The sequence below is a fragment of the endosymbiont GvMRE of Glomus versiforme genome (assembly GCF_003546845.1).
The window spans coordinates 306,887-319,143 of sequence record NZ_NWVA01000009.1 but is presented as its reverse complement, the minus strand read 5'-3'; the positions used below and the strand labels follow the sequence as shown (position 1 = coordinate 319,143).

The window sequence follows — 12,257 nt, the reverse complement described above, 5'->3', positions numbered from 1 at the left end:
CCAATTTATGAAAAGATTTTTTCTTCCTCATTTGAATACCCAAACAAATTCTAACCTTAGTTTTTCCTTTCTTAAAGTTTCTGAATTAGCAAACTGAGCTAGTGAAAAGCAGTTAAGTTATTTGGCTATTGCTGATTATCATCCCTATGAAATTATCGAGTTTTTTAGCTTTTGCAAAGCCAAGAAAATTAAGCCAATTTGGGGCATAAAAATTTTTTTTCAAGAAAAACCAGAAGAGGAAAAATATTCCGCAACTATTTATCCTCAGAACAATAAGGGATACAAGGAAGTCCTCCAAAAACTATTTTCTCCAGACTCCCCTAATGACCGAACCTTTTCTCTAAATTACATTCTCTCTAATTTGAGTAAAAATTGCCTAGTTGTCTTGGAAGCACGAAAGATAGAAGAAATAAAACATTTTGCTGCCGAATGAATCTTAACTCGTCTTTCTCAAAAAGAAATCAATTACAACAACCTTTTTATTGGATTTAATTTTTTTCTCCTTGCTCCCTCTCAATCTATTCCTCCCAAGGTTATTCCTCTTCTGCTTCCTTTCTTTTCGATAAAATGTTTAACTTTCCAAGAAATTGGATTATTGAGTTTATGAAGAAAGACCAATTTTAATCGCTATTTTTTTCCTTCTGATACTTATAACACTTTTCTTCATTATCTCAACACTGATGATTACTTTTCTCATTGCACTGATGACAAAGCTTTTTATCAACTGTTACTCGTCCAATGACAGGCTTTTCTTATTAGAATCAAGCTTAATCCTTCCTTTCGCAGGGAAAAATTAAGCGAGACTAAAAAAGAAAATTCCCTTTTGTTGTTAAAAAGCAAATGCTGGCAAAAATTAATATCTCTAAAAAAACAAAAAGAAGGAAATTATCAAAAAATCCTCGAAGAAGAATTAATTGTCATCGAAAAACTTGATTATTCAGACTATCTTTTAGTATTTAGTGATGTAGTAAATTATTTGAAAACAAAAAACATAATGGTGGGGCCTGGAAGAGGGAGTGCTGTTTCTTCTTTGGTTGTTTATTTGTTAGAAATAACTAGTGTTGATCCTTTACAACACAAGCTGTTTTTTGAAAGATTTTTAAATGAGGAAAGAAAAAGCCTTCCTGATATTGATCTAGATGTCGAAGACCAAACGGAAATATTCAACTACTTGCAGCAGAAATATCCAAAAAATCAGGTAGCTCGCATTGTTACTAAAGAAAAAATTGGCTGGAAAAACTCTTTAAAAGAAGCTGGAAAAATTTGTGGAATAGGAGAATTAGTACTAGGAGAAATTATCTCAATAACGGGGAAAAATCCTGATTTTGGTAATTTAAAGTTACAAAAATGGCAACTTAGTTATCCAATTTTTTTTGCCCTAGTTGAAAAAATTAACAACCTATATTATAATAACAGCATCCATCCTGCAGGGGTTATTATTACTGAAAATTCCTTGACAGGTTTGGTTCCCTTGAAACATGATAAAAACTATATATTAGCACTTTTTGAAGCTGAAAAACTCAATTATTTAGGGTTAAAAAAATATGACTTTTTGAGTCTAAAAGAGACCTTTAGTTTTGTTAACTTTAGTTTTATTCGTGAAGTTAAAGAGTTTCTAAAACTTAATCTACCTAGTTATCAAGATATAAATTTTGAAGATGAAAAAACATGAGAACTATTTAGTAATTTTCTTCTGGCTGATATTTTTCAACTAGATACTCCTTCCGCTCGCGAATTACTTATAAAATTCCGTCCGCAAAATTTTTCCGACTTAATTATTTTTTTGGGCCTAAACCGTCCTGGAGCAAGAGCAAGAGCACAAGAAATATCTCAAGCAAGGAATACTAAGAAAAAACTTAATTTTTCTTCCCCAATAATTAGAGAAATATTAAACGAAACGTACGGATTTATCATTTTTGAAGAGCAAATAAGTCAAATTTTTGTCTTTGTTTATGAATGCTCTTTTGCCGAAGCCGAAATTAAAAGGCGAGGATTAGCAGAAAAAGGATTAGGAAAGGACTTTCTGACCAAAGCGGAAAAAAAAATGCCTTCCTTCGAAAGTAATCTGCTTTACAATCAAATAATCTCAGCCATTGGCTATACTTTTAACAAAGCTCACGCAGTTGCTTACGGTTACTTAACTTATTATATTTCCTACTTGAAAGCAAATTTCTTTCCAGAAATTATTGTTCATCTGCTAAATGAGAAAAGGGGAGATAATCTACCGCGCTTACAGGAAGCCTTTTTTTATGGATTTCGAATAAAAGGGCCGGATATCAATCATTCAGAAATAAATTGAGTTAAAAGTAATAACAAAGAGCTGATCATGGGTTTAAATAATTCAAAAGAATGCAGGACAGATTTTTTTGAAAAAATAATTATCGAAAGAAAAGAACATGGAATTTACAAAAACTGGGAAAATTTTCTAGATAGAACGTTTCATTATTGAGAAAACATAGAAAATAACATTTTAGAAGCGTGAGTAAAAAGTGGATTATTTACGAGCTTGCAGATAGATATTGATACCCTGTTAGAAAATAAGGAATCTATCCTTCGCTACTTACAAATAAAAAAGAAGCTTTCTAATACCAATAAAGACTTACCTTTTTTACATTTACCAGTTAAAAAAATTGAAGAGAATACAACAATAATTAACAAAAGAGAATACGAAAATTTAGGCTTATACGTTAGTTACTTTTCGCGTTGGAAAGAACTTTTCCAAAAAACGAACGATGAACTACATTCTCTGTTAGAGATTTTTCAAAAAATTGAAAAGTATAATAATAGAAAAACTCTAATAAAAGTCTATGCTATTATTTACCAAATAAAGAAAAAAGATGAAAATAATCATGAGCTTTTGCTGCAAGATGTAAAAACTTCTTTCAAATTAAATATAAACAAAAGCATTTACCAATTAAATAAAAAAATTTTGTTAATCCACAGCGAATTACTATTTGATCTAAGCATAAAAGTAAAAGAAGGAAAAATTTATTTTTTAGCTTGCGAAAAAATAAGCAACGTGTAAAACGAACTAAAAAATGAAAAGAAAGAAGAAAACAAGAATAACGTGAGATCCTGAGACGCAAACCATTTTAGCAAAAATATATTATATATGAACGATATCAAAAAAACTATTGTATTAACCAACGTTTCTATTAAAAAAAAAGATAGCGTTAAGGGAGAAGAATATTATATGATTATTGATCAGAATGCTGATAGAGCAGCCTATTTTTGCTTTCAAAATCTATTAAAAAATGATTGAGAAGATTTAACACAACATTATCAAGTTATCAAAGAAATAGAGTTTGAATACTATAAAAATGACCTTGGTAATAAAGTGACTCGTATTTTGCATCATGATCATTCTGAAGGAATTTTAATTTAAATATAACATTAACTAAAACGAATTTTAAAAAGAATAAATATTTTTCAATATCTATAATAGATTTCTTTAATAAGAGATCAAATAAAGGCTTTGGGCTGTAAAAGGCGTATCTTCACGTATCTGTTCTAAGTGGAACTACTTTATCTAATCATTGTTTCTTATAATAATAATGAATATTTTTAGATTTCAATGGGCGTTAATATTTTGAAATTTAAACAATAATAGTGACTTTTTGGTGCTGCTTGTTGTTCAAAAAAGGCAATTAAAATCAATCAACTTAGATGATCAAAGGATAAACGAGGGTTCTACTTCTTACTTTGCAAAGAAACAAATTTTCCAATTTCTTTTCTAACTTTTTTTGAATCATCAGCTTAGTGCGTGTGCGTTTCTGCGTTTGCTATTTTCCTTCCTTCTTCCTTACGAATCAAATAAATTTTTATTACCAAATAATTTATTTGTCGCTATGAATTTTAATAATCGGCAAATGCGAAATATTAGAGAAGAAGCAAACAAACGAACTGATTCCGCTTACGAACAATCAAGGATAAGCGAACATAATAGCCAAATACTACTAATGAAGGCATGATAATTCAAACAATCAATTCTTTTTTTTATTATTTGTTTTAATAATTTAAAACTTATTTATTTTATAAACAGGAAATTGTTGTAGCTTTCAAATGTGAAGAGTTTTTTGTTTTTGCTATTACTACTTATATAAAAAAAACAAGCAGATTAGAACATGAAAAACTTCATTTGTTTGTTCATACTTGCACTATACCGGCTAATAACGATTCTCAAAATCATTTATTAAACACAACGATATCGTCTAGTGGTGAAATAATAATGTTTATTGAAAGGCATAATATCTATAACGGACAATTTGTTGAGGATAAGAATCCAATTCAAAGATTAGCTAGGTTATTTGGTGATAAAATTTTGCCCACTATTTGTAATCTTACTTCAGAATTTATCAAAGATCTCCTTATGCCGCAATTAATTTCAGAAGCTAGAAAGGAGTTAACAACATTAGCAGATAAACCAAACAACATTGATTTGCAAGAAGTTGCAAAATTAATAGTTTTGACAACTATCGAGTTACTTAAAGGACTTTCGGTTAGTCAAAAAAATCTTTCTCAATGGCTTTGCTTGACATAATTTAAGTGCAAGATTAATGTTAACAATTTTGTTTTATTTTTATTTAAAAAATTGCTAGTTTCGTTCATAATTTATGAATCTGAGAGCTGATTTTTTTATTTGCAGGTTTTTTATTCTGATTCGATTATACATAACTTTTAAACATTAGATAATGATTATCATTGCATCTTACCGCGTATCATGTTTTTTCTTCCTTTTTTTTATTCTCACCTCGTGTATAATTTATACTCTTAAAAACTTATCTAATTAAGAGAACTTGAGAGTTCTACGTATATTTATGCAAATAAAATAAGATCTTTAATTAAAGCATGGTAGAAGCCTCGTTAATATTTATGCTTTCTCCTTTTTTATGCCTCTTAATTGCTTCTTTTAAACTCTTTTTGGCTTGCTTAAGTATTCGTTCAGCATTTTTCATAAGCAGCACCGCGAAATTTTCCTCCAAAAGCGGCAATGGTGCCATTTTGTAAGTCTTGTAAGCATTTTTTAGCATTGTCAATGCTGTCTGCTTCTAATGTTTTGCTCTGTCAGCCTTTGCGAAAAACTTTCTTTTTTCAATTGCTATTTTTTAATCCTAATTCTTAGCTTTGTTTGGTTATATGTCAGCGATAATTGGCTCAACGACCCTCGTCCGGAGTCTGTATTTTTCAAGTAAAGTTCATACATTTTGCTATTTATTTGACTTTTCTATAACATTTTTTAAGATTTCTTGATATAATTCCGGATTTTCGAGCAAATAGTCAACTGCATTTTCCTTGCCATTGCCTAATTTTTTTTCTTCATAAGAATATCAATTGCCACTTTTTTGGATTATATTTATTTCAGTCGCTAAATCAATTATTTCTCGTTCTTTTTGAATGCCGCCCTTAAACATTACTTCAATCAGTTTTTCTTTATTTTCTTTGGAAGAAAGAAAAGAAGTAATTGACCGATTTTTTATAATTTGAGCCCAAAATTTCATTCCAATATATTCCCCCTCTTTTTCAATTTTCTCCTTTTTGTTCTTCAACTCTATTCGTAAACTAGCATAATATGTCAAGGCTACTCCACCAGTAGTAGTTTTCGGATTACCCATAAAAAAACCAGTTGATATTTTGTTCCGAAGTTGGTTAATAAAAATTATAACTGTTTCTCGATTTGTCATTTCATGGTTAATTTGTCTTAAACCATTATTAATCATTCGAGCATAAGCACCGATGACTTGTTTGTCAAAATCCCCTAATAATTCAATAGGTATTAAAGGTGCTAATGAATCAATAACAATTATACCCGCTCCTTTATTAATAAAATGAATTAATAATTTAAAGGCTTGTTCGCCATATTCAGGATGAAGGACAAACAATTTATCAATATCTACTCCAATATTTTGGGCGTGCTTGACATTTAATGCATTTTCTATATCAAATCAAACTGTTTGCTTACCTAATTTTTGGCATTCTCTAACTGCATGAAGTGCCAAAGTAGTTTTGCCGCTGGCATTTTCTCCATAGATTTCGACAATTTTTCCAAAAGGATAACCTCCGCCAATTTCTCGGTCTAAAATAATACTTCCGGTGGATAAAGTAGGTTGATCTTTAAATTTACTTTTTCCCAAAGTAGTGATAATCCCTTCACCGTATTCCTTAGTAATTTCTTCAATAATATTTTTTATTTCTTGGGAAAGAGAAAAATCTTTTTCGTTTTTAGTTTCTTTTTTGGCTGTCATTATGTTTAGTTTTTATTTCATATTTTTTTAAATTTACGGCCTTCAGCAGATTTCATAATCATCTCACTTATCATAAAAGTATACTTTTTGTGCAAAGGTCCGTGATGTTCTCCATCCGTTTTTTCATAATTATTATAATTAATCAGTATGCTATCAATTAAAGCGTGAGCTAACTCATGAGCTATAGTTTCTAAAATTCCTTTATCTCAACTAATATCAGAACTATTTCATCTAATAGTTTTTTCTTCATTTTGAACATTAGTGATTCATTCTTGATATCCTTTGCGATTAAAAAGCAATTCTTTTCTTAGTTTTATTTCGATAGTGCGTTCCTTGTAATAACATAACGAAGTTTTGTCACTATCATAATAGGATACTTCTTTTAAGATATTGTTTTCGTCTTTATCATAAAAAACTAGTCCTTCATAGACTAGTTTTTTTTTATCGCTAGTAAAAGTTGCGCCTTGTTTTACCGTTTTTTTTTCTTTTTTATCAACAATAAATCCTTTAAACCCTTTAAATTTGACTTGAAACTCTCTTAACTGCTGAAAATTGCTTTGAAAGTATTTTAAGTACTCAGAGGCTTTAGTTGAACTAATAATCTTTCCCTTAAAAATTTTAGGATCAATTGATTCTTCTCAGTCACTTTTAACTTCTCCTTGTTTTCTAATTTCTTTAATAGATCGGTGATAAAAAGTTTTCATTAATTTATCAATATCAGTTCATAATTCCTTAATTTCGTAAAAAAGTTTATATCTAAGTCAATTTTTTTGAACTTCATAAAATCGTTCCCTAATTAGTTTTGGTTTCATTATAGAATCCTCTATTTTTTTGAGTTTTTCTATTCGATAAAATGGGCAAGCATTTTTATCTGTTTTAAGTATTTCTTGCTTTAATTCATCAGTTCTACTTTGTGTAAGACAGTAAATACTAGGATTACTTAATTTTCTTCATATTTTTCTTCTTCTTTCGGAACAATGAGCAAGTATTTGATGATCATCATTATTATAAAGAAGCATCATTTTCTTTTTCGTTTTGTTGATTTTTTTTGTAGAAGGTTCTAATTCGTTATTATTAGATTTACTATAAGAGAAAAAAACTAGTGATAAAACCAAAAGGATAATTATTGAAGACATTAAAGGTCAAATAGTCGAGCTTCTACTTTTTTGTAAATTTTTGGAGAATTTTCTCATATTCATTATTTAAATATTTTGATATTTCATCAAACTTTATTCTTCTTTTTTTTTGTTTCATGGTATCACGACAACGAACAGTAACAGTATTATAGTGTTGAGACTTTTTATTAATAGTTAAAAAATCAACTACCAAGCAATAATAAGTACCAATTGCGTCTTGACGACGATAACTTTTACCAACACTATTAGTTTTTTCATAGGATAAAGAAAAAATACTTGTTTTTAACAATTTATGGTATAACCGATAAGCTTTTTTTTCTAGTTTTTTTTCGCCCTTTAATTTACTAGCAGATAAAGGAATTATAGATACAAAATAAGGTGCTAGCAACGGATGCAATTTTAAGAATATTCTTTCTTTATCTTTTTCCTGTGTTTTTTTTGTTATTTCTTCATGATAACTGTCTTCTAATATAGCTAAAATTATCCTTTCTATTCCAAAAGACACTTCAATTATCTCTGGAATAATTTTGTTAACACTCAGGTTTTTTTGGGAACATTTATTATGTTGTGATAAATCGTAATTTCCCCGATCACTAACACTGCATAATTCACCCCAACCAAAATGATAATTGAAGTAAATATCTAAAGTTTTTTTAGCATAGTGAGGCAATTCACTGGCTTGTAAATTTATCTTTTTGATTCTTTGCTGATCATTAATAATAACTTTTTGAAGAAAATTCCAGGCCTTTTCATTTCAATAATTTCACCACCTTTCGCTTTCATCGGAAGTACAAAAAAACTCTAATTCCATTTGCTCAAATTCACGAGTACGAAAAATTCCGTGATGGAGAGTTATCTCATTGCGAAAGCTTTTACCAATTTGACCGACACCAAAAGGCAGCTGCCGGTGAGTGCTTTTTTGCAGAGCTAAAAAGTTAGTAAATATTCCTTGACAGGTTTCCGGTCTTAAGTAGACAGTATTTTCTTTCCCATCTGCAATTTCTAAGTTAGTAGTTAAAAGCAAATTAAATAGTCGTGGAGAATGAAAATCATTCTTACCACATTTAGAACAATTGACTTTTACTATATAATTACTTTTGTTTTCTTTTTCCAAAAAAGCCGTAAATTCCTCAGCACTGATTAAATTGTCTAATCGGTGCCTTTTGCGACATGAATGACACTCTACTAACCAATCGTGAAAATTTTTCAAGTGACCTGAAGCTTTAAGAACCAAAGGATGAGTGATTATACAACTATCACTTCCTATATTATAAGGGTTAGTGGTGATAAAATATTTTCATCAGAGATTTTTCAGATTTCTCTTTAATTCTGCTCCATGTGAACCTAGATCTCAAAAATTAGCTAAACGACCATAAATTTCCGCATTAGGAATAATGAAACCGCAGTTTTTTAAGTAACTAGTTATGTCTTTTTTAATCATTTTACTAGAGCTGATTATTTTATTTTATAAAATAGTGTTTATATGCTAACTTTCTATGAATATTTTCTCTTCCTCTTCTTAGAATTTAGTTTTGTTTTTTGATAGAGAGAAACAAGCTTTATTAGCAAAATTAGCAAAACTGATAACGTTATGAGAATAAATGAATGTTTTATAATCATTGCTAAAAATTCTGAGCTTTCAGAATTGTTCCTCCTTTTGCTATTATAAATTATTTGATCTTGGATTGATTTTATTATTCTACTCTTTTCAGTTTCAACAAAGTCTAAATCGTTAGAATTAGAAAAAATGCTTCTATAATCTCCTAATTTTTCAAAGTCTATCTTAACGTTTATATTTTTCGTAATAAGTTTGTCAATTTCTACAATACTTTTCTGAATAATCTTATTTATTTTTTTTTGTTTTTTTTGTATAATAAAATCACAGATTTTATTATTTAAATCGTAAAGAACTTGTAGTTCTTTACAACTGTCTAATTTCTCTTTTAAATTTTTGTAGGGACAAAGAAAGTTATTCCGAAGACATTTTTCTTCTAAAACTACTTTTCTTTGTCCCTCTTTTAATTTACTAGTAATTTTTTCCAAACAAATTTTTCTATGTTTAGCAATATTTTCTTTTCTATTATCGTTATTTCTCTCAGCCATGACTTTATTAATTATTGCTAGTACTTTTTTTCTTTCATTAGCTAATTCTCTACTATTCTTATTTCTAAAATTATTCCTTCAAGAAGCTTTAAGAATATCCTTCTCTTTAACTTTTAAGTATTTTAAACGATGTTCAACTAAATCGATAGAGTCTTTTATATCTTTAACTAAATCAGATATTTGCTTAATCATTAATTTTTTTAATTTTTTTACTTCAAGTTCTCCTTTTAAGTTCGTAAACTTTTCTTTTCATTCATTTCCTAAGATCTTTTCATAGCAATTTTCTAACCTATGTTTACTCAATAATTTCTCAATTTCAATAACAGAATTTTTTATAATTTCACTTGTTTCACGTTGATTTTTTTTTTTATCCTTCTCTTTAGCTTTTTTTCATATCCCTTCGAATTTGCTATCTTGATTACTATAAATTTCTTTAATAAAAAACTTTTTTTCTTCCTCTGTAAGTTTGTCTAACTCTTTTATTTTTTTGACATATTTTTCTCCTTCGAATAGAGTATTTCAACAGGATTGGCAAAAATATTTATCTCTATTTCCTTTTTTTCACCCAACCGCTTTTTTAGCATCACATCCAGGACAAGTTTTACCTTCTGGATTAGGGACTAATTTTTTTTTTATATCACTATTTTTAGGAAATCTAGATTCGCAAGAGTTATTTTTGATTTCAAAGCATGGTGGACAATACCCTGAGCCATTTTTTAATTCTTTTAGAAAGGTATTGCAGCATTTTTTACAACAAAAAAGAGATTTTTTTTTGAATTCTTTCAAGCAACTTGAAGAACAAAATAAAAAAATACTACTTTTTTTTCATCATTTTTTCCTGTCTTCTTGTCAATAGTTATCATAAACTATATTTTTTAATTTGTAAAGACTTGATATAAAACAATCTCTTTTGCAACCATTTTTTTCATTATTACATTTGTATCGTTTAGCGTTTCAAGAGCTTTGGCTACTACTTAAATCTTCTTTGTCTGGTTTTTTAGAATCTGATAAAACTTCATACGCTTCATTAATTTCTTGCATTTTTTTTTCAGCTTCAATTTTTTGTTCATTGCTATTTCCAGCCTGTTTATCTGGGTGATATATCAAAGACAATTTTCGATAGGCCCTTTTAATATCTTCTAAGTTAGCAGTAGAAGAAATTCCGAGGATCTTATAGTATTTAAAATTTGACACTGATTTCATAGTTGTGTTGTATTATATTTCAATAAAGATGTGTATTTGATTTAGAATTTTTCTTGTTTTTAACAATTTATGGTATAACCGATAAGCTTTTTTTTCTAGATATCAAGATACTTCGTAGTTTTTAACTTGTTTGTTCAGTTAGTTTATTAATAAAGTTTTATTTAGAAATATTTTTTTCTTCCTTGCATTTAACTCTAAAAAAATATAAGTATGCGGCGTAACATTGTACCTATGATTGTTATAATAGGAACTAATGAAATAGACAAAGCTATCCTGTTTCAAAAAATGATAAAGTTTTTCTCTTTTTGTAAAAAAAGAGAAAAAATAATCCGCCCGATAATTAATTATTCTGAAGCAATGATAAAAATAGAAGGCAATGTTTACAAATTAGTAGATACGCCAGCTTTTGTTCTTTCTCCTAAAACTGAAATAGAAAAAGGGATTAAAACACAAACAGAAAATTTATTAAAAACTAGCGACTTAATTTGCTGAGTAATTGACAAAATAAACGAAGAAGAAATTTTAACCAAAAAATACTTAAAAAAGTTTTCAGCTCCACAAATTTTAATATTTAATAAGATAGATTTAACGGATGAAAAAGATTTTTATGCTTATCAATCTCTCTGACCGCAATATTTTTTAACTATTTCGGCTGGAAAGGAAATCAATTTGGACCAATTAAGCCAACAAATAACTGAAATTTTACCTCACTCTGTGGTTGAAAACACCAATCAAAAAGAAAATCAGTTAAGATTACTTATTTTTGGTCCACCTAATTCAGGCAAATCTACCCTCATGAATTATTTGCTAAAAGAAAATCGTTCTTTAGTTACTCCGATTGCTGGTACTACCCAGGAACCAGTAATTAGCAATTGAAATTGACAACAAATTAATTTTCAATTGGTCGATACAGCTGGGATTACTAAGGAACAAAAAATAAAATGAGAGTTATGAAAAAATTGCGATTTAGCTTGAGCAGTAATTGACGCCACTTTGCCTCTAACTAAACAAATTCTCCAAATAATCAATTTAGGAGAAAAGCATAATAAGCCACTTATCATAATTATTAATAAATACGATTTAATAGCAGACAAAAAAATACTCAAAGAGGAATTGAGAAGTCGCCTTAAATCGTTAGGTTATGCCCCAATAATTTATCTCTCGGCTTTAAAAGGAAAAGGAATTAGTTCTCTAATAAAAACTTTGGCAAAAATGCTAGAGCAATCACAAAAAAAAGCCTCCAAAAAAGGACTGGCGGAACTAATAGAAAAAATGCTGCTTAATAATCCACCTAAATATTTTAAGGGCAATAAATTAAAAATCTATTTTGCTAAACAAGAATTAGGATTAGTTCAACAATTTATTTTTTTTGTTAATAATCCACAATGGAGCCATTTTTCTTATCAACGTTATATTATTAATTATTTGCGGAAAAATCTTGAATTAGAATATCTTCCTATTAGAATTATTTTAAAAAAAAGTAGTTAATTTTGTATTTTTCTTGCTAAAAAAAATGTTACGAAAAAGCAAAGTCTTGTTCTAAACTTTGTGTAATATCTCTTTATAAAAAGGT

Annotated in this window: 9 protein-coding genes; 5 read left to right on the top strand and 4 right to left on the bottom strand. The window is 28.5% G+C overall.

The features are described 5' to 3' along the window. Positions 1–7: 7 nt before the first annotated feature. The 4 genes from GvMRE_RS12110 (at position 8) to GvMRE_RS12100 (ending at position 4,540) form a co-directional block, all read left to right on the top strand. Positions 8–3,025 (top strand): PHP domain-containing protein, encoded by a 3,018-nt coding sequence (locus GvMRE_RS12110; RefSeq protein ID WP_147411500.1) that lies wholly within the window; start codon positions 8–10, stop codon positions 3,023–3,025. Between the two features lie 87 nt (positions 3,026–3,112). Continuing rightward, positions 3,113–3,385, top strand: a complete 273-nt coding sequence (locus tag GvMRE_RS12105; protein WP_147411499.1) for a hypothetical protein — start codon at positions 3,113–3,115, stop codon at positions 3,383–3,385. A 463-nt stretch (positions 3,386–3,848) separates the two neighbouring features. After that, a complete protein-coding gene (locus tag GvMRE_RS14440) occupies positions 3,849–3,974 on the top strand; it encodes a hypothetical protein (protein ID WP_281267981.1) in 126 nt (41 codons plus the stop codon). Positions 3,975–4,228: 254 nt separating this feature from the next. Continuing rightward, positions 4,229–4,540, top strand: coding sequence for a hypothetical protein (locus GvMRE_RS12100; RefSeq protein WP_172575414.1), 312 nt, complete (start codon positions 4,229–4,231; stop codon positions 4,538–4,540). 667 nt (positions 4,541–5,207) lie between these two features. Here GvMRE_RS12100 and GvMRE_RS12095 read toward each other — a convergent pair. From GvMRE_RS12095 to GvMRE_RS12080, 4 genes are read right to left on the bottom strand one after another with little or no spacing between them, the layout of a single operon-like run. Continuing rightward, positions 5,208–6,242 (bottom strand): recombinase RecA, encoded by a 1,035-nt coding sequence (locus GvMRE_RS12095; protein ID WP_147411497.1) that lies wholly within the window; start codon positions 6,240–6,242, stop codon positions 5,208–5,210. A gap of 5 nt (positions 6,243–6,247) precedes the next feature. Continuing rightward, positions 6,248–7,441: a hypothetical protein gene (locus GvMRE_RS12090; RefSeq protein ID WP_216361647.1), complete on the bottom strand. Its 1,194-nt coding sequence runs from the start codon at positions 7,439–7,441 to the stop codon at positions 6,248–6,250. Then, positions 7,401–8,819 carry a glycine--tRNA ligase gene (locus GvMRE_RS12085; RefSeq protein WP_147411495.1) on the bottom strand — a complete coding sequence of 473 codons (1,419 nt, stop codon included), beginning with the start codon at positions 8,817–8,819 and terminating at the stop codon, positions 7,401–7,403. The genes GvMRE_RS12090 and GvMRE_RS12085 overlap by 41 nt, the downstream gene beginning before the upstream one ends. Positions 8,820–8,872: 53 nt before the next feature. Then, positions 8,873–10,684, bottom strand: a complete 1,812-nt coding sequence (locus GvMRE_RS12080; RefSeq protein ID WP_172575413.1) for a J domain-containing protein — start codon at positions 10,682–10,684, stop codon at positions 8,873–8,875. A gap of 210 nt (positions 10,685–10,894) precedes the next feature. On the opposite strand from GvMRE_RS12080, the gene GvMRE_RS12075 reads away from it, so the two are divergent. Then, positions 10,895–12,172, top strand: coding sequence for a GTPase (locus GvMRE_RS12075; protein ID WP_147411494.1), 1,278 nt, complete (start codon positions 10,895–10,897; stop codon positions 12,170–12,172). Positions 12,173–12,257: the final 85 nt, after the last annotated feature.